General features: G+C 65.9%; 22 protein-coding genes. 10 read left to right on the top strand and 12 right to left on the bottom strand.

Annotated elements, in window-relative coordinates:
* Nucleotides 1-44: 44 nt before the first annotated feature.
* From katG to BLW02_RS10200, 9 genes are all read right to left on the bottom strand, one after another.
* Nucleotides 45-2,198 carry a catalase/peroxidase HPI gene (gene katG, locus BLW02_RS10160; RefSeq protein WP_092698193.1) on the bottom strand — a complete coding sequence of 718 codons (2,154 nt, stop codon included), beginning with the start codon at nucleotides 2,196-2,198 and terminating at the stop codon, nucleotides 45-47.
* Nucleotides 2,199-2,368: 170 nt separating this feature from the next.
* Nucleotides 2,369-3,301, bottom strand: coding sequence for an SMP-30/gluconolactonase/LRE family protein (locus BLW02_RS10165; RefSeq protein WP_092698263.1), 933 nt, complete (start codon nucleotides 3,299-3,301; stop codon nucleotides 2,369-2,371).
* A gap of 17 nt (nucleotides 3,302-3,318) precedes the next feature.
* Nucleotides 3,319-4,221, bottom strand: coding sequence for an amidohydrolase family protein (locus BLW02_RS10170; RefSeq protein ID WP_092698195.1), 903 nt, complete (start codon nucleotides 4,219-4,221; stop codon nucleotides 3,319-3,321).
* Between the two features lie 4 nt (nucleotides 4,222-4,225).
* Nucleotides 4,226-5,182, bottom strand: a complete 957-nt coding sequence (locus tag BLW02_RS10175; protein ID WP_092698197.1) for a tripartite tricarboxylate transporter substrate binding protein — start codon at nucleotides 5,180-5,182, stop codon at nucleotides 4,226-4,228.
* A 45-nt stretch (nucleotides 5,183-5,227) separates the two neighbouring features.
* Nucleotides 5,228-6,226, bottom strand: a complete 999-nt coding sequence (locus BLW02_RS10180) for a tripartite tricarboxylate transporter substrate binding protein (RefSeq protein ID WP_092698199.1) — start codon at nucleotides 6,224-6,226, stop codon at nucleotides 5,228-5,230.
* Between the two features lie 13 nt (nucleotides 6,227-6,239).
* Complete coding sequence (locus BLW02_RS10185) at nucleotides 6,240-7,250, bottom strand: tripartite tricarboxylate transporter substrate binding protein (protein ID WP_092698201.1); 1,011 nt, start codon at nucleotides 7,248-7,250, stop codon at nucleotides 6,240-6,242.
* 150 nt (nucleotides 7,251-7,400) lie between these two features.
* Nucleotides 7,401-8,342, bottom strand: a complete 942-nt coding sequence (locus tag BLW02_RS10190) for an NAD(P)-dependent oxidoreductase (RefSeq protein ID WP_092698203.1) — start codon at nucleotides 8,340-8,342, stop codon at nucleotides 7,401-7,403.
* Nucleotides 8,339-9,025, bottom strand: coding sequence for an RraA family protein (locus tag BLW02_RS10195; protein WP_092698205.1), 687 nt, complete (start codon nucleotides 9,023-9,025; stop codon nucleotides 8,339-8,341). The genes BLW02_RS10190 and BLW02_RS10195 overlap by 4 nt, the downstream gene beginning before the upstream one ends.
* Nucleotides 9,026-9,202: 177 nt before the next feature.
* Nucleotides 9,203-10,210, bottom strand: a complete 1,008-nt coding sequence (locus BLW02_RS10200; protein WP_092698207.1) for a tripartite tricarboxylate transporter substrate binding protein — start codon at nucleotides 10,208-10,210, stop codon at nucleotides 9,203-9,205.
* A 132-nt stretch (nucleotides 10,211-10,342) separates the two neighbouring features.
* Here BLW02_RS10200 and BLW02_RS10205 point away from each other — a divergent pair, with 132 nt between their 5' ends.
* Both BLW02_RS10205 and BLW02_RS10210 read left to right on the top strand, forming a co-directional pair.
* Nucleotides 10,343-11,158, top strand: a complete 816-nt coding sequence (locus BLW02_RS10205; RefSeq protein WP_092698209.1) for an IclR family transcriptional regulator — start codon at nucleotides 10,343-10,345, stop codon at nucleotides 11,156-11,158.
* A gap of 46 nt (nucleotides 11,159-11,204) precedes the next feature.
* Nucleotides 11,205-11,777 (top strand): peroxidase-related enzyme, encoded by a 573-nt coding sequence (locus BLW02_RS10210; protein ID WP_092698211.1) that lies wholly within the window; start codon nucleotides 11,205-11,207, stop codon nucleotides 11,775-11,777.
* An 82-nt stretch (nucleotides 11,778-11,859) separates the two neighbouring features.
* On the opposite strand, the gene BLW02_RS10215 is transcribed toward BLW02_RS10210, so the two are convergent.
* Both BLW02_RS10215 and BLW02_RS10220 read right to left on the bottom strand, forming a co-directional pair.
* Nucleotides 11,860-12,285 carry an acyl-CoA thioesterase gene (locus BLW02_RS10215; protein WP_092698213.1) on the bottom strand — a complete coding sequence of 142 codons (426 nt, stop codon included), beginning with the start codon at nucleotides 12,283-12,285 and terminating at the stop codon, nucleotides 11,860-11,862.
* The gene (locus BLW02_RS10220) at nucleotides 12,282-13,064 is read right to left on the bottom strand and encodes an SDR family oxidoreductase (RefSeq protein ID WP_026435146.1); all 783 of its coding nucleotides are present in this window, start codon (nucleotides 13,062-13,064) and stop codon (nucleotides 12,282-12,284) included. Before BLW02_RS10220 ends, BLW02_RS10215 begins: the two co-directional genes overlap by 4 nt.
* A gap of 149 nt (nucleotides 13,065-13,213) precedes the next feature.
* Here BLW02_RS10220 and BLW02_RS10225 point away from each other — a divergent pair, with 149 nt between their 5' ends.
* The 8 genes from BLW02_RS10225 to BLW02_RS10260 all read left to right on the top strand — a co-directional run bounded on the left by BLW02_RS10225 (nucleotide 13,214) and on the right by BLW02_RS10260 (nucleotide 22,532).
* Complete coding sequence (locus tag BLW02_RS10225) at nucleotides 13,214-14,920, top strand: electron transfer flavoprotein-ubiquinone oxidoreductase (RefSeq protein ID WP_092698265.1); 1,707 nt, start codon at nucleotides 13,214-13,216, stop codon at nucleotides 14,918-14,920.
* A 183-nt stretch (nucleotides 14,921-15,103) separates the two neighbouring features.
* Nucleotides 15,104-15,613, top strand: a complete 510-nt coding sequence (locus BLW02_RS10230) for a sugar dehydrogenase complex small subunit (protein ID WP_159433781.1) — start codon at nucleotides 15,104-15,106, stop codon at nucleotides 15,611-15,613.
* 7 nt (nucleotides 15,614-15,620) lie between these two features.
* On the top strand, nucleotides 15,621-17,261 hold the full coding sequence (locus BLW02_RS10235) for a GMC family oxidoreductase (RefSeq protein ID WP_092698217.1): 1,641 nt from the start codon (nucleotides 15,621-15,623) through the stop codon (nucleotides 17,259-17,261).
* Between the two features lie 2 nt (nucleotides 17,262-17,263).
* Nucleotides 17,264-18,673, top strand: coding sequence for a c-type cytochrome (locus tag BLW02_RS10240; protein ID WP_092698219.1), 1,410 nt, complete (start codon nucleotides 17,264-17,266; stop codon nucleotides 18,671-18,673).
* Nucleotides 18,674-18,894: 221 nt separating this feature from the next.
* Nucleotides 18,895-19,860, top strand: coding sequence for an ABC transporter substrate-binding protein (locus BLW02_RS10245; RefSeq protein ID WP_092698267.1), 966 nt, complete (start codon nucleotides 18,895-18,897; stop codon nucleotides 19,858-19,860).
* A 106-nt stretch (nucleotides 19,861-19,966) separates the two neighbouring features.
* Entirely contained in the window at nucleotides 19,967-20,857 is an 891-nt protein-coding gene (locus BLW02_RS10250) for an ABC transporter permease (RefSeq protein ID WP_092698221.1), read from the top strand.
* 22 nt (nucleotides 20,858-20,879) lie between these two features.
* A complete protein-coding gene (locus tag BLW02_RS10255; protein WP_092698223.1) occupies nucleotides 20,880-21,674 on the top strand; it encodes an ABC transporter ATP-binding protein in 795 nt (264 codons plus the stop codon).
* A 66-nt stretch (nucleotides 21,675-21,740) separates the two neighbouring features.
* Entirely contained in the window at nucleotides 21,741-22,532 is a 792-nt protein-coding gene (locus BLW02_RS10260; RefSeq protein ID WP_092698225.1) for an SDR family NAD(P)-dependent oxidoreductase, read from the top strand.
* 92 nt (nucleotides 22,533-22,624) lie between these two features.
* On the opposite strand, the gene BLW02_RS10265 is transcribed toward BLW02_RS10260, so the two are convergent.
* Nucleotides 22,625-23,080, bottom strand: coding sequence for an Lrp/AsnC family transcriptional regulator (locus BLW02_RS10265; RefSeq protein ID WP_092698227.1), 456 nt, complete (start codon nucleotides 23,078-23,080; stop codon nucleotides 22,625-22,627).
* Nucleotides 23,081-23,188 lie beyond the last annotated feature (108 nt).

Raw genomic sequence — 23,188 nt, forward strand, 5'->3', positions numbered from 1 at the left:
CCATCAGGACTCGCAGGGGGCGTGGACCATTCGCTCAGGCCTTGTCAGGGTTGGATCAGCGCCAGATCAAAACGGTCCAGGTTCATCACCTTGGTCCAGGCTGCAACGAAGTCCCGAACGAACTTGTCGTGCGCGTCGGCACTGGCATACACCTCGGCCAGGGCACGCAGCACCGAGTTGGAGCCAAACACGAGATCGTTGCGGGTAGCGGTGTATTTCACCGCGCCGCTCCTGCGGTCCCGGCCCTCGAACCGCTCTGCGCTGCTGTCCGACGCTTTCCAGACGGTGCCCATGTCCAGCAAGTTGACGAAGAAGTCATTGCTGAGCACCCCCACCTTGTCGGTGAACACGCCATGCTGGCTGCCATCGTGGTTGACGCCCAGCACGCGCAGGCCACCAATGAGCGCCGTCAGCTCAGGCGCCGTGAGCGTGAGCTGCTGGGCCTTGTCGATCAGCAGTTCTTCTGTGGTGGTGCTGCTGGCAATGCGGCGGTAGTTGCGGAAACCGTCAGCCACCGGCTCCATCAGGGCGAAAGAATCGGCATCGGTCTGGTCCTGGCGCGCATCCACCCGGCCCGGGGCAAACGGCACCTCGACCGCCACACCCGCAGCCCGCACAGCCTGCTCCACGCCCACCACGCCGGCCAGCACGATCACGTCAGCCAGCGAGGCCTTGCCCGATGCCTGCGCAATGGCTTGCAGCCGGGGCAGCACGCTCGCGGCGACGGCGTTCACCGCCCAGTCCTTTTGCGGGGCCAGCGCCAGGCGCGCACCGTTGGCCCCGCCGCGCTTGTCGCCGCCGCGGAACGTCGAGGCCGAAGCCCAGGCCACGGACACCAGCTCGCTGACCGACAGGCCCGAGGCCGCGATCTGCGCCTTCAGCTCGGCAATGTCTGCGGCCGTGGGCTTGTGCAGCGGCGCGGGCAGCGGGTCTTGCCAGACCAGCTCTTCCTTCGGTACTTCAGGGCCCAGGTAGCGCGCCTTGGGGCCCATGTCGCGGTGGGTGAGCTTGAACCAGGCGCGCGCAAAGGCTTCGTTGAAGGCCTGCGGGTCGTTCAGGAAACGGCGCGAGATCTTCTCGAACCCGGGGTCGAAGCGCAGCGTCAGGTCGGTGACCAGCATCGTGGGCTTGCGCTTCTTGGCGGGATCGAAGGGGTCGGGAATGATTTCGGGCGCATCCTTGGCCTCGAACTGGATGGCCCCGGCCGGGCTGCGCGTCTGCACCCACTCGTACTTGAACAGGTTCTCGAAAAAGTGGTTGCTCCACTGCGTGGGTGTCTGGGTCCACACCACTTCCAGGCCGGACGTGATGGCATCGCTTCCACTGCCGCTGCCATAGCTGCTGGTCCAGCCCAGCCCCATCTGCTCGATGGCTGCGGCCTCGGGATCGGCGCCCACATGGCTGGCGGAACTGGCGCCATGGGTCTTGCCCAGCGTGTGGCCACCGGCGATCAGCGCCACGATTTCCTCATCGTCCATGGCCATGTTGCCAAAGGTGGCGCGGATGGCTGCGGCGGCCGATGCGGGGTCGCCGCTGGCGTTGGGGCCTTCGGGGTTCACATAGATCAGCCCCATCTCGGTGGCGGCCAGGGGGTTCTTGGCCAAGGTCTCGGGGCTGCGGTGGGTGAGCCAGGCCTTCTCGTCGCCCCAGTTCACGTCCATGTCGGGCTCCCACACGTCTTCGCGGCCGGCACCAAAGCCAAAGGTGCGAAAGCCGGAGTTTTCCAGCGCCACATTGCCGGCCAGGATGATCAGGTCGGCCCAGGAGATCTTCTGTCCGTATTTTTGCTTGATGGGCCACAGCAGGCGGCGCGCCTTGTCCAGGCTCACGTTGTCCGGCCAGCTGTTGAGCGGCGCAAAGCGCTGCTGGCCACGCCCGGCACCGCCACGGCCATCCACCGTGCGGTAGGTACCCGCGCTGTGCCAGGCCATGCGGATGAACAGGCCAGCGTAGGTGCCCCAGTCGGCGGGCCACCAGTCCTGCGAATCGGTGAGGAGCGCCTTGAGGTCGGCCTTGAGCGCGGAGTAGTCGAGTTTCTTGAATTCTTCGGCGTAGTTGAACTTCCCGCCCAGGGGGTTGGAGCGCTCGGAGTGCTGGTTCAGCAAATCCACGCGCAACTGGTTCGGCCACCAGTCACGGCTGGTCCGGCTGCTGCTTGCGCCGGCGGCATGGAATGGGCATTTGGATTCTTCGGTCATGGAGCGCTCCTTGTCTTGCGTGTGAGGCCATTATGGCGAGTTGCAAGCCAAATGATAGGCAGTGACCTCCGAATCAAAAAGTCAATTAATACAAATTTACCGATAGTTTTTATTAACCCACTCCCTAAGAAGATAGCCAGAAAGAGCGCGGCAGTACGCCCGTGATTGCACTATTTTCGATAGCCGCCTGCGGCCTTATCCGTTTGCAGGCCCGGTGTGCCCAGGTCCGCTTGCAGGATATGGCCGTGGGTCGAGTCGGTGACGTACACCACCCTGCGCCCTTCTCCGCCGAAAGCCAGATTGGTGGTGGAGGCCCCGGCGGGTCCGCGCAACACGCATTCCGGCTCGGCCCGGTGGTTCAACACCCACACATAGCCCAGGCCCGGGTTGGCCACCAGCAGGCGCCCTGCCCCATCCACCGCCAACCCATCGGGGCCACTGGGGCCGTAGGAGGTGAAGAACTGGCCCACCTTGGCCACGCTGCCGTCGGGCAGCAGCGGCACGCGCCACACGCAGTTGCCGCGCGTCACGGCCAGGTAGAGCACGCGGCCGTCGGGCGACAGGGCCACGCCGTTGGGGCTGGGCACATTGGCCAGCAGCAGGTCCAGCTGGCCGCTGGGGCGCAGGCGGTACAGGCGGCCGCTCGGATCGTGCAAGCCGCTCTGGCCCTGGTCGGTGAAGTAGAGGTTGCCTTCGGCGTCGAAGATCAGGTCGTTCACGCCCTTGAAGCGCTCGCTGTTGCGGCGCAGCAGGTAGGGCGCGACCTGGCCCGTGGCCACGTCGAGCTGCATCAGGCCGTTCTTGTAGTCGGTGATGAGCAGCGTGCCGGGCTTCAGGAACTTCATGCCGTTGGGCTCGCCGTCGTACTCAGCCACCAGCGCCCATTCGCCTTGCGGGTTGATGCAGAAGATGCGCCCCCAGGGAATGTCGCTCACATACAGGTGGCCCGTGTCGTCGAACACCGGGCCTTCGAGGAAGGAATCGGTGATGGCGCCGCCCCGGTTGGCGTCAGCCCAGTCGCTGCGCTCGCGGCGACGAAAGTGCTCGGGCATCGTGGTGAACACATCGAGTTCACGAACCTGGGGGGCTTGCAGCAGAAACATGGTGGGGTCTTTCGTGTTCAAGGAAGGGCATCGAAACCATACAGCCGCGCCGGGTTGTCGACCAGGATGCCATCCATGGCCGCGTCGCTGCCGGCCCAGACCTGCAGCAGGTCCACCAGATCGGCATCGTTCACGGTGCCGGGCGTCTCGGTGGTGTGCGGCCAGTCGCTGCCCCACACCAGGCGGTCGGGCGCAGCTTGCACCAAGGCCTGGCCCAGCGGCAGCGTGTCGGCATAGCTCGGGCCATGCACGGTCGAGCGCATGTAGGCGCCCGAGAGCTTGACCCAGGTGTTGCCCCCATCAAGCAAGCCGCGCACCACGCCATAGGCCTCCGCGGCCGGTCCTTGGGCCGGGTCGATGCGGCCCAGGTGGTCGATGACCAGGGGCACAGGCAAGGTGTGCAGCTGCGGCGCGAGCGCGATGAGTTGCTCCGGGTGCGCAAAGATCTGGATGTGCCAGCCCGCGCAGGCCGGGTGCTCCGCCACCTTGCGGGCCAGCGTGGCCAGCATGGCGGGCGTGGTGGTGCCCCACGATTGGGGCGAGACAAAGTTGACCCGCAGCCCGCGCACGCGGCGCGCAGCCAGGCGGGCCAGCTCGTCGGCGCTCACGTCCTCGCCCACCACGGCCACGCCGCGCGCAGCATCGCCCAGTGGGTCCAGCGCATCGAGCGTGCAGGCATTGTCGGTGCCGTAGGTCGATGGCGTGACCAACACCGTGCGTGTGGTGCCCAGGCGTGCCTGCAGCTGCCGGTATGCCGCCACGGGCGCCACCGGCGGTGTGCGCGGCCAGTGGGCCGACGGCGCAAAGCGCGGGTCGAAGATGTGCATGTGGCTGTCGCACGCGCCGGGTGGCAACTGGCGCTGCGGGCGGTTCACCCCCACAGAGTGCGGGACGGGCGTGGTCAGCGCAGGCAATGCCATCGGCTCAATCCAGTTTGATATTGCCCTTGCGCACCACATCGCCCCACTTCGCGTCTTCCTTCTTCAGGAAGGCGGCAAAGTCTGCGGGCGTGGAGCCTACGGGCTGTGCGCCGAGGTCGGCCAAGCGCTGCTTCACTTCGTCTTCCTTCAGCACGTCTTGCAGGGCTTGCTGCAGCTTGGTGGCGATGGGGGCTGGCACGCCTGCGGGCAGGAACACGCCGTTCCACTCATAAGCCTCGTAACCGGGGATGGCGGCCTCGGCCACCGTGGGCACATCGGGCAGGCGCTTGGAGCGCTCGGGCGCCGACACGGCCAATGCGCGCAGCTTGCCGCCCGACACATGCGGGTAGGTGGCGGCCACGGTGCCGAACATGAAGTCCACCTGGCCGGCGATCACATCGGTGATGGCGGGTCCGCCGCTCTTGTAGGGCACATGCACCATGTCCAGGCCCAGCTTCTGGGCCATCAGTTCCGCTGCCAGGCGCTGCACCGTGCCGCTGCCGCCCGAGGCAAAGTTGATCTTGCCCGGCTGGGCCTTGGCCTTGGCGATCAGCTCGCCCACGTTCTTGTAGGGCGCATCGCTTTTGACGATCAGCACATTGGGCGCCAGCAGCACCAGCGACAACGGCTGCAGCGCGTTGGCGGCATACGGCATCTTGGGGAACAGGTGCGGGTTGATGGAGTACGGCGTGGCGTCGTACAGCATGGTGTAGCCGTCGGCCGGTGCCTTGGCCACGTAGCTGGCGCCAATGGTGCCGCTGGCACCGGCCTTGTTGTCCACGATCACGCTGCCGCCCAGCTTGGCGCCCAGGCGGGTGGCGACCACGCGGGCCACGGCATCGGCCGCGCCGCCGGGGGCGTAAGGCACGACGATGGTGATGGGCCGCTCGGGGAAAGCGGCATGGGCCACGCCAGCAGCCAGGGCACAGGCAGCGATCAGGGGTTTGAGGAAGCGGAACATGGGTTCTCCAATCAATACAGGGTTCTACAACAGCGACAGGGCCGCTCAATCTGCTTTCAGATCCAGTGCCTTGGCAATCTGGCTGTGGGTGGCCACCTCCCGCGCCACGCGGGCGGCAAAGGGGGCGCCGCACTGCGATTCGGGTGTCATGCCCAGGCCGCTGAGTTTTTCAGCGGCCGCAGCGCTCTTGGCAAATTCGGCGGCGGCCTGCTCCAGCGCCTGGGCAACGGGCTCGGGCAGGCCCGCAGGGGCCAGCACGCCGTACCACACGTCGGCGGCGTAGTTGCCACCGCCGGCCTCGGCAAAGGTGGGCAGGTCGGGCACCAGGGCCGAGCGCTGGGGCGCGCCCACGGCCAGCGCGCGCAGCTTGCCGCTCTTGATCTGCGGCAGCACCGAACCCAGGGTGGCGAAAGAGCTGTCGAGCTGACCGCCCATCAGGTCCGTCACCACGGGTGCCGCGCCCTTGTAGGGCACATGGTTGAGCTGCAGGCCCTGGGCGCGGGCAAACACCTCGGTGGCGAAGTGGCCCGAGCTGCCCACTCCGGCCGTGCCGGCGGTCACGCGGCCGGGCTCGGCGCGGGCCTTGGCCAGGTAGTCGGCCAGGGTCTTCACGGGCAGGCCGGGGGCCACCACCAGCACCGTGGGGCTGCTGGCCACGGTGCACAGGGGGCGGAAGGACTTCACTGCATCGAACTTGACCCGATTCTGGTACAGCCCCGGAATCATGGTGTGGTTGGTGGCGCCAAACAGCAGCGTGTAGCCATCGGCCGGGGCACTGGCCACGGCCTGCGCGGCAATGATGGTGCCCGCGCCGGGCTTGTTGTCGATGATGAAGGGCTGGCCCAGCGCCTTGCTGGCGTGGTCGGCAAACGCACGCGCCACCACATCGGTGGGGCCGCCTGCGGCAAAGCCCACCACCAGCTTCACGGGCTTGGTCGGGTAGGCTGCTGCGCCCGTTTGCGCATGGGCCGCGCCAGACGCTACCAAAGTAATAGCTATCAGTGCTTGATAGACGGTCGCCATAGGCATTTTTTGCTTCAACATGGTGAAGACTCCTTCAATCAATGCGGATGCCGCTGGTGCGAATGACCTCGGCCCACTTCGTGGTTTCGGTTTTCAGGAAGGCGCTGAACTCCTGCGCGCTGGAGCCCACGCCCTGCACGCCCAGCTCGGCAAAGCGCTTCTTCATCTCGGGGCTGGCCACGATGGCACGGGTTTCGGCCTCCAGCCGCTCCAGCACGGGGCGCGGCGTGCCCGCGGGGGCGAACAGGCCATTCCACTCGCTGACCTGGAAGCCGGGCACGCCGGACTCGGCCACGGTGGGCACGGCCTCCCAGCCCTCGGCGCGGCGGGGCGAGGTGATGGCCAGCGCACGCAGCTTGCCGCTTTTGACGAATGGGCCGCTAGCCGTGGTGGCGCTGAACATCACGTCCACCTGTCCACCGATCAGGTCGGTGAGCGCGGGCGCGCCGCCCCGGTAGGGGATGTGGGTGATGGCCACTTTTTGCCCCTGCTTGAACAGCTCGCCCGCCAGGTGCTGGGCGCCACCGTTGCCGGCCGATGCATAGGTCAGGTTACCGGGGCGAGCCTTGGCGGCCTTGGCCACATCGGCCACCGACTGGAAGGGCGACATGGCCGGCACCACCATCAGCAGCGGCACTTGCAGCACGAGCGAGATGGGTGCGAAGTCCTTGCTGGCTTCGAACGGCAGCTTGGGGAACAGACTAGGGTTGACGGTGAAGGCCGTGGCATCGAGCAGCAGCGTGTAGCCATCGGCGGGTGCCTTGGCCACGGCCGCCGCGCCAATGGTGCCGCTGCCGCCGGGGCGGTTGTCCACCACCACCTGCTGGCCCAGGCGTTGGCCCAGTTGTGTGGCCAGCAGGCGTGCGGTGTTGTCGGCATTGCCGCCGGCCGGGTACGGCACCACCAGCTTGAGGGGCTTGTCGGGCCAGGTCGCCTGCGCCAGTGCGGGCAGTGCAGCCGTGGCACCGATTGCTACGAAACCAATCGCTGCCAGCGCATTACGGATAAGCGCTACAGGCCGTTCAGGCTTGAAACTTTTGTTCATGGGAAATGTCTCCTGTCATGGACTGCGCAGACCGCAGCCGCTGGTTTTGGCGCGGGCCGGTGCTGACACCGGCCCCGTCCAGTCGGGCACACAACGCTGGCGTACCCTGCCCTGCTTCACTTCATTCACACGGTAGGGTTCAGCCCCAACTCAAGCCGTTTCAATGGCAGTCGCCGGCACACGGTCCAGCACGGCCAGCAGGTTCTGGGCAGCACCCACACCCATGTTCACGTAGGCGTCACTTGTCACGCCGCCGATATGGGGGCTGAGGATGATGTTTTTCTCGCCCTGGAAGGGGTGGCCGGCCGTCATGGGCTCCACCGCAAAGCTGTCCAGCCCGGCGGCCATGACCTGGCCCGAGCGCACGGCGGCCAGCAGCGCGGCCTCGTCGATCAGGCCCCCACGTGCGGTGTTCACCACGATCACGCCGCGCCTGCATTGCGCCAGCGTGATGGCGTTCAGCAGGTTGCGGTTGTCGTCGGTCAGCGGGCAGTGCAAAGACACCGCATCCGATTCGCGCCAGATCGTTTCCAGGTCCACCGCCTGTACATAGGCGGGCAGGTTTTTGGCAAATGGGTCGAAGCCGATCACGCGCATGCCCAGGGCGTCGGCCATCTTGGCAAAGCGCAGGCCAATGGCGCCCAGGCCCACCAGGCCCACGGTGCGGCCACCCAGTTCCAGGCTCTTGTGCGTGGCCTTGTCCCAGTGGCCGGCGTGCATGCGCGCATCCAATACCACCACGGATTTGGCGCAGGCCAGCAGCAGGGCCAGGGCCTGCTCGGCCACGGCAGTGGCGTTGGCGCCCACGGCGGCCACCACCTCGATGCCACGGGCTTTCGCGGCCACCTTGTCGATGGTGTCGGTGCCGCTGCCGTGCTTGGAGATGACCTTGAGCGCGGGCGCCGCATCCATCACCGCAGCGCCCACCTTGCCGTAGCGCACGATGATGGCCACCGGGTTGTGGCGCTGGCACAGGGCCACCATGTCGTCTTCGGTGGGCGTCTTGCCCGCGTAGACGACTTCGTAGCCCGTGAGCAGGTCGAGGGCTTGTTGCGCCAGATCGGCGCCGGTCACGATGATGGTTTGGCTCACAGCGATTCCCCTTCCTTCAACACGCCCGCAGCGCGCAAGGCGGCGGGCAGCCACTTCGATGCGGTGTCGCCACGGGCAATGGCTTCGATGCGGGCGGCTTCGTCGGCCACCTTCTTGTCGGCCAGGGCCAGCATGGCGGGGGCTTTTTCGCGCTCGATGACGACCACGCCATCGGCGTCACCCACCACCAGGTCGCCGGGGTTCACCACCGCACCACCGGCGCTGATGGGATGGTTGATGCGGCCGGGCACGAACTTGGTGGGCCCTGCGGGGTTGAAGCCAGCGCTGAACACGGGGAAGTCCAGCTCCAGGATCTCCAGCTTGTCGCGGATGGCGGCGTCCACGATCACGCCGGCCAGGCCGCGCTTCTTGCAGGCGCTGAGCATCAGCGTGCCCATCAGCGCCGCCGTCTGGTCGCCCTTGCCGTCGATCACCAGCACGTCGCCCGGCTGGGCCAGGGCGATGGCGGCGTGGATCATGAGGTTGTCACCAGGGCGCACTTCCACGGTGAAGGCGGGCCCGGCCACTTTCATGGCCTGGTGCACGGGCGCCACGCGGCCATGCATCGTGCCGCGGCGGCCGGCCACATCGGCCAGGATGGCGGCCTGGTAGGTAGCGGCTTGTTGCACCACGTCGGCGCTCACGCGGTCGATGGCGCGGATGATTTCAGGGAGTTGGCTCATGGTGAATCTTTGTGAAGAACGGTGGTAACAGTGAAATCAGCACTGCGCAGCAGGCTTGGCCTTGCCTGCAAAGCGCCCATGCCGCGGCGCCACCACCCAACGATGGGCGGCTGTCGGCGAGATGCATGGAAAAAAAGGACTGGGGCATGCGCAGTGCGCTCTGCCCCAGCGAGCGCGTCAGTCCAGGCTGGCGCCCGAGTCCTTGACGATCCTGGCCCAGCGCGGCACCTCGGCGCGCAACAGCTGGCCGAACTGCTCGGCCGAGCCGCCCAGCACGTCACCGCCCTCGGAGCGCAGCTTGTCAGCCACCTCGGGCTGCTGCAGGGCCGCGTTGATGGCCTTGTTGAGCTGCGCCACGATGGGCGCAGGCGTACCAGCGGGCGCCAGGATGCCAAACCAGGTCACGGCCTCGAAGCCCTTGTAGCCCGACTCGGCGAGCGTGGGCACATCGGGCAACTGGGATGAGCGCTTGGCCGAGGTGATGGCCAGCACCTTGAGCTTGCCGTTGCGCACCTGGCCCAGCAGCGTGGGCACGGACGACATGTACAGGTCGATCTGCCCGCCCACCAGGTCCGTCATGGCCTGGGCCGCGCCCTTGTAGGGGATGTGGCGCAACTGGATGCCCGCGGCATTCTCGGCCAGTTCGCCCGCCAGGTGGGCCACGGTGCCGTTGCCCGAGTAGCCCAGCGTCAGCGCATCGGGCTTGCCTTTGGAGGCCGCCACCACATCGGCGAAGGTCTTGAAAGGCGAGTTGGCCGGTGCGGCCATCACGATGGGCGAAGAAGACACCAGGGCCACGGGCACCAGGTCCTTGAGCGGGTCGTAGGGCAGCTTGGGGTACAGCGTGGGGTTGATGGCCAGGTTACTGGTCTGGCCCATGACCAGGGTGTAGCCGTCGGCCGGCGACTTGGCTGCAGCGTCCACACCCAGGTTGCCACCCGCACCGGGCCGGTTGTCCACGATCACATTCCACTTGTTCTGGTCGGCGAGCTTTTGCGCCACGGTGCGCGCAATCATGTCGGTACCGCCACCGGGCGGGAATGGCACGATCAGGCGGATGGGCTTGGCTGGATAGGCAGCCTGTGCCAGGGCGGCGCCGGTGGGTATGGCAGCAGAGGCAAGGCCCAGGAGGGCAGCGCAAAGCTGTGCACTGAAGGAACGCGAAAGCGATGAAAGCACTGGCATGGATTTGTCTCCGTTATGGTGGTTCGTCACGCCGTTGTGCAAGAGTTCTTCAAGCCCAGCGCCGTGGGTGCAACTTTACGCAGACGTTTCAACCCATACAATGCAGTTGCACACAATGAAACGAATTCCGCCATGAGCAACAGCCCTGCCCAACCCCTGCGCCCCGCCCCACCCAGGGCCCCGGAGCTACCTGCCACAGGCGCTGCGGCGGCAGCCAAAGACACCGGTGGCGTCATCGCCGTCACACGCGCCCTGCAGGTGCTGGAGGCCTTTGCGCTGGGTGAATCCAGCCTGCCGCTGGCCGAACTGAGCCGCCGCTGCGGTCTGCACAAGACCACGGTGCTGCGCCTGGCGCGCACACTGGCGCACTCGGGCTTCATGGTGCAGCGCGAGGACGGCGACTGGCGCCTGGGCCCCGCCGCAGGCTGGCTGGGCGCGCGCTACCAGGCGGGCTTTGATGTGCAGAACGTGCTCGAACCCGCGCTGCGTGAGCTGACCCTCGCCACCGGCGAAAGCGCGGCGTTCTATGTGCGCGAGGGCAATGTGCGGACCTGCCTGGTCCGCGTGGAAGGCCCGCAGGCCCTGCGCCACCACGCGCGCATGGGCGAAGGCCTGCCGCTGGACAAGGGCTCGCCAGGCCGCGTGATCCTGGCCTTCTCGGGCGAGCCAGGCAAGGCCTACGAAGAGATCCGCAAGAAGGGCTACCACTGGTCCATCGGCGAGCGCGAACAGGGCGTGGCCACCGTGTCGGCCCCGGTGTTCGGCATGCACTGGCGCCTGATGGGCTCGGTGTGCATCTCGGGCCCGGCCTCGCGCCTGCCGGCCGAAAAACTGGAGTCTCTGGCACAGACCGTGATCGCTGCGGCCACGCAGTTGTCGTATGCGCTGGCGGGCAATTCGGCAGCGCCTGCCCACGCCCCGGTGCGGGCCACCCAATGGCATCCTTGATACTTGCATCCGTTATCAACCACGTACAAAAACCGAGGAGACTGCCGTGAGCCGCTACCCCTTCCCCGACCTGAACACCCTGCCCGAGGACATCCGCGCGCGGATTCTGGAGGTGCAGGAGAAGGCGGGATTCATCCCCAACGTGTTCCTCGCCTTTGCCCGCCGTCCGGCCGAATGGCGCGCGTTTTTCGCGTACCACGATGCGCTCATGCTCAAGGAGGAAGGCAGCCTGACCAAGGGCGAGCGCGAGATGATCGTCACCGCCACCAGCGCGGCCAACCAGTGCCTGTACTGCGTGGTGGCGCATGGCGCCATCCTGCGCATCTACGAAAAGAAACCCTTCGTGGCCGACCAGGTGGCCGTGAACCACCGCAAGGCGGACATCACGCCGCGCCAGCGCGCCATGCTCGACTTCGCCATGAAGGTCTGCCAGCGCGCGCACGAGGTGGAAGACGCCGACTTCACCGCCCTGCACGCCCATGGCCTGGACGACGAGGACATCTGGGACATTGCCGCCATCACGGCATTCTTTGGTCTCTCCAACCGCATGGCCAGTTTTGCGGGCATGCAGCCCAACCCCGAGTTCTATCTGATGGGGCGGGTGCCCAAGCAGAAATAAGAAAAGAGGCCGGCTCCGCAGGATTACGACTTGCTTGATAGCTTCAAGCGCTTAACTCATAAGCACTTGAGCCCTATTTCATTCAGTCAGCCGAGACCAAGGCCCGCATCCAGTCGGGCAAGGGCGCGGCCTTCTGCTGCGGGAAATCCACCCAGATGGTGGTGGCGCCACCAGCGGCACAAATCACACCGGGCTGGTCCACCCGCTCCATCGTGCCCCAGGTCTCGAACGTGGTGCGCGCCGGGTCGCTCACATACAGCTTGAGCAGCACATCGGCCGGGTATTCCAGCTGCCGGTAGAAGTTGCAGAACGCATTGACGATCACCGGGCCCTGGCCATTCGGGTCGGGGTTGCAGCCCACCGACGCCATCCACTCGATGCGCGCCGTCTCCAGGTAGCGAAAGTAAACGGTGTTGTTGACATGGCCCATGGCGTCCATGTCGCCCCAGCGCACGGGGAAGCGCATCTCAAAAACCAGTTTCTTGGTCTCGGGGATTTCCATCTTCATACCGCAAAGCCGTCGTCGGCCGCAATCACCGCGCCATTGACAAAGTGGCTCTGGTCGCTGGCCAGCATCACGATGAGGGCATCCAGGTCCTGCGGCTGCCCCACGCGCTTGCGCGGCAGCATGGCGATGAGCTTCTGGCCCTGCTCGGTGTCCCAGTGATGGTGGTTGAGCTCGGTATCGATATAGCCCGGGCAGATGGCATTCACGTTGATGCCAAAGCGCCCCCACTCCAGCGCCATGGCGCGGGTCATCTGCACCACGGCGGCCTTGCTCATGCTGTAGGCACCAATCTGCGGCAGCACCTTGAGTCCGGCCATCGAGGCGATGTTGATGATGCGCCCGCCCGTGAAGCTGCCCGGCGCCGCGCCGCGCGAGCGGGCCAGCATGCGCTTGCCCACCTCTTGCGCCACAAAGAAGGCGCCCTTCACGTTGGTATCGAAGATGAAGTCGTAGTCCTCGGGCGTCACATCCTGGATGCGCTGCGTGGTGCTCACGCCCGAGTTGTTGACCAGGATGTCGATGGAGCCCATTTCCGTCTCGGCATGGGCCACGGCGGCCTTGATGGAATCGTGGTCGGTCACATCGAGCTCGACCACATGGGCGTCGCCCCCTTCGCCTTCGATGCGGGCGCGCAGTTCCTTGAGTTTTTCCAGCCGGCGGCTGGCCAGCACCACCCCGGCACCCGCACGGGCCAGGGTGCGCGCAAACTGGGCCCCCAGGCCGCTGGATGCGCCCGTCACCAGGGCCACGCGGCCGGACAAATCGATGCTGTAAGCCATTGAGAGTTTCTCCACAAATCAGAAACAGAGGAAATATGCGCGTCCGATTGTGCGTGTTCGCATGAATACAATCAGCCGCTGGCCAGGCAGTGCCGTGCGGCACGGCCTGTAGAACATTCCTTCATTATCAAATGCCCGACGAGACACCCATGACAAACCAGGAAATCCTTGCCCAGTATGGTCCCCGCGAAGCCATGGAATACGACGTGGTCGTGGTAGGTGGCGGCCCCGCTGGCCTGTCCACCGCCATCCGGCTCAAGCAGCTCGCCGCCGAAAAGGGCCAGGACGTGTCGGTCGTGGTGCTCGAAAAAGGTTCCGAGCCCGGCGCGCACATCCTGTCGGGCGCCATCATGGACCCCAAGGCGCTCAGCGAACTGATCCCCGACTGGAAGGAAAAGGGCGCCCCGCTGAACCAGCCCGTCACCGATGATGCCATGGTGTTCCTGGGCGAGAAATCGTCATTCCGCACCCCCAATTTCCTGCTGCCAGGCTGCTTTCAGAACCATGGCAACTACATCGTCAGCCTGGGCAACGTCACGCGCTGGCTGGCGCAGCAGGCCGAGAACCTGGGCGTGGAAATCTTCCCCGGCTTTGCCGCCGCCGAAGTGCTCTACAACGACAACGGCAGCGTCAAGGGCGTGGCCACCGGCAACATGGGCGTGAGCAAGGAAGGCGAGCCCACGGGCGACTTCCAGCTCGGCATGGAGCTGCACGCCAAATACACCATCTTCGCCGAAGGCGCGCGCGGCCATCTGGGCAAGCAGGTCATTGCCCGCTTCAAGCTCGATGCGGAAAGCGACCCGCAGACCTACGGCCTGGGCATCAAGGAACTGTGGGAAATCGACCCCGCCCGCCACCAGCCCGGCTTCGTGCTGCACACCGCTGGCTGGCCCATGGACAACAACACCTATGGCGGCGCCTTCCTCTACCACATGGAGGACAACAAGGTCACGCTGGGCTTCATCACCGGCCTGGACTACGCCAACCCGTATCTGAGCCCGTTCGAGGAATTCCAGCGCTGGAAGACGCACGCCAACATCCGTTACTACTTGGAAGGCGATGAAGCCAAGGGCATCAAGCCGGCCAAGCGCATCAGCTACGGCGCGCGCGCCATCACGGCCGGCGGCCTGATGAGCCTGCCCAAGACGGTGTTCCCGGGCGGCGCGCTGGTGGGCTGTGACGCGGGTTACCTCAACGTCAGCCGCATCAAGGGCAGCCACGCCGCCATCAAGACCGGCATGCTGGCCGCCGAGGCCGCCTACGACGCCATCACCGCAGGACGCCAGCACGACGAACTCGCCGCCTATCCCCAGGCCTTTGAAGCCAGCTGGCTCTACACCGAGCTGAACAAGGCGCGCAACTTCAAGGCCTGGTTCAAGAAGGGCCTGACGGTGGCCACGGTGATGAATGGCATCGAGCAGTTCGCGCTCAAGGGCCACATCCCATGGACGCTGCACCGCGACAAGCCCGACCACGCCTATCTGAAGCCCGCCGCCGAATGCAAGCCCATCGCCTATCCCAAGCCCGATGGCAAGATCACCTTCGACCGCCTCTCCAGTGTGTTCGTGAGCAACACCAACCACGCCGAGAACCAGCCGGCCCACCTGACGCTCAAGGATGCGAGCGTGCCGGTAAACATCAACCTGGCCAAATACGCCGGCCCCGAAGCCCGCTACTGCCCGGCTGGCGTGTACGAGTTTGTGCCCGACGAAGCCAAGGGCGGCAGCGCGCAGCGCCTGCAGATCAACGCGCAGAACTGCGTGCACTGCAAGACCTGCGACATCAAGGACCCGACGCAGAACATCGTCTGGGTCACGCCCGAAGGCGGCGGCGGCCCCAACTACTCGGGCATGTAAAACCATAGCAATTTGTGATTGAAGGGCCTGCGCTGCAGGCCCTTTTTTTATGCCCCTTGTGCTGGATAGCGCCCTTGGACCGAGCCATGCCAGCGCATGCTGCAAAAAATCAGCGATAGGAGCATACTGGCCCCACATCGCCTCACGCATGCTGCGTGGATTCGATTTCGCAGGAGAGACGCCATGCAGTACTCCCGACGGAGCCCACCTTTTGCATTGCAGCGGCGCCATGTGCTGGGTGGTGCCCTGGCCACTGCAGCCGCAGCCCTGTTCCCCTGGACACCGGTTTTTCCGGTCGAGGTCGATGCAGACCAGGCATTTTTGGCCTTGTCCATCTTGCTCACAGGCCGCAACAACCTCGATCCAGCGCTCGGGCGCCGACTGCGACAGGCACTTCAAAGCGGCAATGACCGCCTTGACCAGCACACCACAGACCTGCTCGGCTTACTGGAAACCCGCAAGGTGCCATTGCCCGACCTGCAGGCAATTTTGGCGACCGAAAAAACGGCCTTTGCCGCGCTCCCTGGCCAGATCATGACCGCCTGGTACCTGGGCGTCGTGGGCAAAGGCCCACAAGCCAAGGTGCTGGCTTTTGAGCATGCGCTCAATGCGGTCGCTGTATCAGACAAGCTGAAGCCGCCCACCTACGCCTATGGTGCACCCGGCAGCTGGAGCCACAACCCCAACGCATGAGGCGGCCATGGCACAAACCCTTTCCGCAGATTTCGTGGTCGTTGGCTCGGGCATCATTGGTGCGCTGGTGGCGCGCAAGCTGGCCCTGGCGGGGGCCTCGGTACTCATCCTTGAGGCGGGGCCCCATGTGACGCGTGGCGAATTGGTCGCCCGCTTTCGCAACTCACCGCGCCGCAGCGACTGGATGTCGCCCTACCCACCGGCACCCTGGGCACCGCATCCGGTCTACCAACCCGAAGACAACGGCCATCTGGTGCATGCCGGCCCCTACCCCTACAAGGCCGAGTACATCCGGCAGGTGGGCGGAACCAGCTGGCACTGGGCCGCCCATGCCTGGCGCAATGTGCCCAACGATTTCCGCATCCACAGCCTGTACGGCGTGGGCGTGGACTGGCCTTTCGGCTACGACGAACTGGAACCCTACTACCAGGAAGCCGAAGAGATCATGGGTGTCTCGGGCGCACCCAACACCGGCTCGCCGCGCACCAAGCCCTTTCCCATGCAGCCCGTGGCCGAACCCTGGGCCATGCAGCGCCTGCGCGAACGGCTGGCGCCCGTCTACCCGGTGGTGGGCAACACCACGGCGCGCAACAGCCGCAGTTACGACGGACGCCCGCCCTGCTGCGGCAACAACAGCTGCCAGCCGATTTGCCCCATCGACGCCCAATACCACGGCGGACTGGCCGTCGATGCAGCCCTGGCAGCAGGCGCCAAACTCCAGGCCAATGCCAACGTGTTCAAGCTGGAGCACGATGGCGCCGCACGCATCACGGCAGTGCACTACTACGACCCCGACAAAGTGGCGCACCGCGTCACGGGCAAGACCTTCATCGTTGCGGCCAACGGCATCGAAAGCCCGCGGCTGCTGCTGCTGTCCCAGAGCGCCAAGTTCCCCCAGGGCCTGGCCAACAGCCGCGACATGGTGGGCCGCCACCTGATGGACCACCCCAGCACCTCGCTCACCTTCGATGCCGATGAAGACGTGTGGCTGGGCCGCGGGCCGCAAAGCCCCAGTTCCATCAACACCATGCGCGACGGCGAATTCCGCGCACGGCACGCACCCTATCGGCTGGACTTCACCAACATCTCCCGTGTCGACGGAGCCACCCGTGCCTTGCTGGCCGAAGGGGTCTACGGCGCAGAGTTCGAGCGCCGCCTGCGCCACAGCGCGGCGCGCGAGATGAACGTCAAGAACGTGCTGGAGGTGCTGCCCGACCCCAGGCACCGCATCACGCTGAGCGACCAGAAAGACGCCCTGGGCCTGCCCAAACCGCAAACCCATTACTCCATCGACGACTACACCCGCGCCGGCCATGTGCGCTCACAGCAAGACTTCAAGCGCATCGCTGAACTGATGGGCGGCACCAACCTGCGTTTCAGCAAGGACGGCGACTTCGCCAACAACCAGCACATCTGCGGCACGTTGAGCATGGGCACCGACCCCGCCGTATCGGTGTGCGACCCGTGGGGCCGGGCGCACGACCACGACAACCTGTACCTTGCCAGCACCGGCGTGCTGCCCACCTCGTCCACCTGCAACTCCACGCTCAACGGCATTGCCGTGGCCCTGCGCAGTGCACAGCACATCCTGTCGCAGCAGGCGGGTCAACCCATGCCGCAGGCCCGTCCGGCCAGCGAAAGGAGTTGAGCATGCACAGCACCTTGCTCCGACGCTGGGCAGGCCTGGGCGCGGTCCTGTGCCTCAGCCTGATCGCGCTCGACACCCTGGCCCAAACCCCTGCCGCAGCGCCGACGAACCTGATCGAGCGCGGCCGCTACCTGGCCACCGCGGGCGATTGCATCGCCTGCCATACGGCGCCCGGTGGCGCCGCCATGGCCGGGGGGCTGGCCATTGCCACACCATTGGGTGCGATCTACTCCACCAACATCACGCCCTCCCAAACGATGGGCATCGGCCACTACACGCTGGAACAATTCACGGCGGCGCTGCGCCATGGCCGGCGCGCCGACGGGGCGCACCTGTACCCCGCCATGCCCTACACGGCCTATGCCAAGGTCACCGACGAAGACATGGCCGCGCTGTACGCCTATTTCATGCAGGGCGTGAAACCCGTTGACAGCGCACCACCGGCCACGGCATTGCCGTTTCCGTTCAACATCCGGGCCTCCATGGCCGCCTGGAATACCCTGTTCCACGACCCAACACCCTTCCGTGGCAGCGCGCAGCAGCCGCCCGAATGGAACCGGGGCGCCTATCTGGTGCAGGGCCTGGCCCATTGCAGTACCTGCCACACCCCGCGCAACACCTTCATGGCAGAAAACATGAAGCGCGCCCTCGGCGGCGGCGAAGTGGGCCCCTGGCATGCCCCCAACATCTCATCCGACCCCCAAAGCGGCATTGGCCAGTGGAGCGCGGAAGAACTGGTGCGCTACCTGCGGGTAGGTCATGCGGCCGGAAAAGATACAGCCGCCGGCCCCATGGCCGAGGCGGTGGACCACAGCCTGAGCCAGCTGACCGACGCAGACTTGCACGCCATGGCCGCCTACCTCAAGACCACGGCGCCCGTGGCCGATACCGCCGCGCAACAGCCCGCCTTCTCGTGGGGCAAGGCCAGCGACCAGCTGGCCAGCATTCGCGGCGTGGCACTGCCCAAAGACCTGGGCACCATGACGGGACCGCAGCTCTATGACGCCTACTGCGCCAGCTGCCACCAGGCGCAGGCGCAAGGCAGCTTCGATGGCAAGCTCCCCGCGCTGTTCCACAACAGCACGCTGGGGCGCAATAGCACCAACAACCTGGTGCTAGCCATCCTGCAAGGCGTGCCCCGGCATGGCCGCGACACCATCATGCCGGCCTTTGCGCGCGAACTGAGCGACCCGCAAATCGCCACGCTGGGCAATTACCTGCTCAAGGAATACGGCAACCCCAACGCGCAGGTCACAGAACGCCAGGTCGCGCAATTGCGCGGCAATGCCCAGGACCACAAGCTGTTGCTGCTGGCCCGCGTGGGCCTGGCTGCAGGCGCTCTGGTGGTATTGCTCTTCCTGGGCTGGGCCGTCTCGCGCAGCCGGGGCCGCCGCTCAGGCGGCCCGCGCTGATCCGAGGGCTCGCGGCGCAGGCGGCTGCGCCGCGGTGCACATTGCCCGCCGCCAAGGCACGGCACGCAGCGGATGGAACGGTCCCTCGCAGCCCCCGGCAAGCAACCCGCTGCAGCCGCCCCCGCAGGCTGCAGTAGACTCCCCGCGAAGCTCTGCGCCCCTCCTGCGCCAGAGCTTCTTTGCAAGCACAGGAAAAAACGAAAGACAGGTTGGAGATGGAAATGAAGCAAATATCTTGGGCACCTCTGGGCGCCCTGGCCTTGGCCATGGCGGTGATCGCACCCGCCCACGCCCAGCAGAAATCGGTCGCGATCACGGCCATCGTCGAACACCCCGCCCTCGACTCCGTGCGCGACGGCGTCCAGGCGGCCCTCAAGGACGCCGGCTTCGAAGCCGGCAAGAACCTCAAGTGGCAATACCAGAGCGCCCAGGGCAACACCGGCACCGCCGCGCAGATCGCCCGCAAGTTCGTCGGTGACAAGCCCGATGCCATCGTGGCGATTGCCACGCCCTCGGCCCAGGCCGTGATTGCCTCGACCAAGACGGTGCCCGTCGTGTTCTCCGCGGTGACCGACCCTGTCGCCGCCAAGCTGGTGAAGAACTGGGAGCCGTCGCACAACAATGTGACCGGCGTGTCCGACCTGCTGGCGCTCGACAAGCAGATGGACCTGGTCAAGCAGGTGGTGCCCGGCGCCAAGCGCGTGGGCGTGGTCTACAACCCCGGCGAAGCCAACTCGGTCGTCGTGGTCAAGCAGCTGCAGGCGCTGCTGCCCAAGCTGGGCATGACGCTGGTCGAGGCCGCAGCGCCCCGCTCGGTGGACGTGAGCAGCGCCGCGCGCAGCCTCATCGGCAAGGTCGATGTGATCTACACCAGCACCGACAACAATGTGGTGTCGGCCTACGAGGCACTGGTGAAGGTGGGCCAGGAGGCCAAGATCCCGCTGGTGGCGTCGGACACCGACAGCGTCAAGCGTGGCGCCATCGCCGCCTTCGGCATCAACTACCGCGACCTGGGCGAGCAGACCGGCCGCATGGTGGCGCGCATCCTCAAGGGTGAAAAGCCCGGCGACATCAAGCCCGAGATCAGCACCAAGATGGAACTGGTCGTGAACCCCGGCGCTGCAGAAAAGCAGGGCGTGAAGCTGTCTGACGCGCTGGTCAAGTCAGCCACGCAGGTCGTGCAGTAAGCGCGCTACCTGCGCTGCAAGGTCGGGCTGCCGCCCGGCCTCTCCGGCAGGAGCCATGCCCCGCGTGGCTCCTGCTTTGTTTTTCAATCCCTAGCCCCGCTGCCCCATGTCCCTCTTTTCCCTGCTCGGCGCCGTCGAAATCGGCCTGATCTTCAGCCTGGTGGCGCTGGGCGTGTTCATCTCGTTCCGGCTGCTGCGCTTTCCCGACCTCACGGTGGATGGCAGTTTTCCGCTGGGCGGCGCCGTCTGCGCCATTCTGATCTCCACTGGCACCAACGCCTGGCTTGCCACGCTGGCCGCCACCGCGGCAGGCGCAGTGGCAGGCCTGATCACCGGCTGGCTCAATGTCAGGCTCAAGATCATGGACCTGCTGGCCAGCATCCTGATGATGATCGCGCTGTACTCGATCAACCTGCGCATCATGGGCGGGCCCAATGTGCCCCTCATCAACGACCCCACACTGTTCGTGCTGCTGCAGCCCGAAGGCATGGAAGACTACATTGCGCGCCCGCTGATCCTCGTCGCCATCGTGCTGGCTGCCAAGCTGCTGCTCGACTGGTTTTTTGCCACCGAACGGGGCCTGGCCATCCGCGCCACCGGCTCCAACGCCCGCATGGCCCGCGCCCAGGGCGTGAACACCGGCGCCATGCTGCTGCTGGGCATGGCGGTTTCCAACGGCCTGGTGGGCCTGGCCGGCGCGCTGTTTGCGCAGACGCAGGGCGGCTCGGACATCTCCATGGGCATCGGCACCATCGTCATCGGCCTGGCCGCCGTGATCGTGGGCGAGAGCATCCTGCCTTCGCGCCGCCTGGCCTATGCCACGCTGGCCGTGGTCATCGGCGCCATTGCCTACCGCTTCTTCATTGCGCTGGCACTCAACAGCGACTTCATCGGCCTCAAGGCGCAGGATCTGAACCTGGTCACCGCCGTGCTGGTGGCCGTGGCGCTGGTGATTCCACAGCTCAAGCGCAAATTTGCCAAGCGCAAGCCGTCCTGAACCCGCGCACTGAAAGAGCCCCATGCTGAGCGCCCAACACCTCGAAATCACCTTCAACCCCGGCACGCCGATCGAAACGCGCGCCCTGCGCGGCATGTCGCTGGACATTCCGGCCGGCCAGTTCGTCACCGTCATCGGCTCCAATGGCGCCGGCAAATCCACCTTCCTCAACGCCATCTCGGGCGACCAGTCGGTGGACAGTGGCCGCATCGCCATCGATGGCGTGGATGTCACGCGCATGCCCGTGTGGGCCCGCGCCGAGCGCGTGGCCCGCGTGTTCCAGGACCCGATGGCCGGCACCTGCGAAGACCTCACCATCGAGGAGAACATGGCGCTGGCACAGCGCCGCGGCACCTTCCGGGGCCTCGGCCGCGCCGTCAAGGCATCGATGCGCGAAGGCTTTCGCGAACGCCTGGCCACGCTGGGCCTGGGGCTGGAAAACCGCCTCACCGACCGCATCGGCCTGCTCTCGGGTGGCCAGCGCCAGGCCGTGAGCCTGCTCATGGCGGCGCTGCAGCCGTCCCGCATCCTGCTGCTCGACGAACACACCGCCGCGCTCGACCCGCGCACGGCCGACTTCGTGCTGCGCCTGACCGAGCGCATCGTGGCCGAGAGCAAGCTGACCACCATGATGGTCACGCACAGCATGCGGCAAGCCCTCGATGTGGGCGAACGCACCGTGATGCTGCACCAGGGCCAGGTGGTGCTGGATGTATCGGGCGAAGAACGCAAGCGCCTGGACGTACCCGACCTGCTGCACATGTTCGAAAAGGTGCGCGGCGAAAAGCTGGCCGACGACGCGCTGCTGCTGGGCTAAGTCCTCCATCCACGCGGCGTGCTTCACGGCAATCCAGTCTTGCAACACCTCCCCAGAAAGGCTCCCATGCTCTCCATCGATCTGCGCGGCAAAACCGCTGTCGTCACGGGCTCCACCGTCGGAATCGGGCTGGCCATCGCCAAGTCGCTGGCGCAGGCAGGTGCCGCCGTGGTCGTCAATGGCCGCAAGCAGGACGCAGTGGACCAGGCCGTGGAGGCCGTGCGCCGCCATACCCCCGGCGCCAGCGTACAGGGCGTCGCCGCCGATCTGGGCACGGCCGAGGGCTGCCAGCAACTGGCGGCCCAGGCGACGCGCTGCGACATCCTGGTCAACAACCTGGGCATCTACGGCACCACGCCGTTCCTGGAGATTGGCGACGACGAATGGCAGCGCTACTGGGATGTGAACATCATGTCCGGCGTGCGCATGTCGCGCGCCTACATGCCGCAGATGCTGGAGCGCAACTGGGGCCGCGTGGTGTTCATCGCGTCGGAATCGGCGCTGAATATCCCGGCCGACATGGTGCATTACGGCACCAGCAAGACCGCCATGCTGGGTCTGGCCCGGGGCCTGGCCAAGATGGCCGCGGGCACCGGAGTCACCGTCAACAGCGTTCTGCCCGGCCCCACGCTGTCCGAGGGCGCCGCCCAGATGCTGATGGCCACTGCCGCACCTGGCCAGACGCTGGAGGAAGCCGGCGTGGCCTTCGTCAAGCAAAACCGCCCCTCGTCCATCATCGGCCGTGCTGCGCAGCTGGAAGAAGTCGCCAACATGGTGGCCTACGTGGCCTCGCCGCTGTCGTCGGCCACCACGGGCGCTGCACTGCGCGTGGAAGGCGGCATTGTCGACAGCCTTTGAGGCGCATTCGCCCGAGGTCAGCTGCTGATTTGGCAGCTGCCAGCGCTTATCCAGCAAGCAATGGCAGCTGCTTTTATTCATACACCCCGAAACTACACCCCCAGCGGCAGATCCGCCTTTTTCAGCGTGCGCAGCACAAAGCTGGAGCGGCTGTGGCGTATGCCCTTGATCTTGTAGAGCTTCTCGCGCAGCAGGCGCTCGTAGTCGCGCGTGTCTTTCACCACCACGCGCAGCAGGTAGTCGTAGTCGCCCGACACCAGGTGTGCCTCGATCACCTCGGGAATGCTGGCCAGGGTTTCGCCAAATTTTTCCAGCGTGTTGTCGGAATGGCTGTCGAGCGTGACCATCACCAGCACCGTGTCGGACAGATCGAGCGCGCGCGGATTGAGGCGCACGGTGTAGCCCTCGATCACACCGGCCTCCTCCATTTTTTTGATGCGCCCCCAGCATGGCGAAGGGCTCAGGCCCACGGCCTGGCCGATCTCTTGCAGGCTGGCGCGGGCGTTGGCCTGCAATACGGAGAGAATTTTTCTGTCAAGACGGTCCATGCATCGCATTATTCTTTCAAATTGAATTTTTCAGAATATTTTTCTACAAATTTTGAAAATCTTCGCAAATTCAGAAGAACCATCCACCCCCCCGGCGGCATACTTGTC

The organism is Acidovorax soli (assembly GCF_900107605.1).
In the GTDB taxonomy this organism is placed as follows: domain Bacteria; phylum Pseudomonadota; class Gammaproteobacteria; order Burkholderiales; family Burkholderiaceae_C; genus Acidovorax; species Acidovorax soli.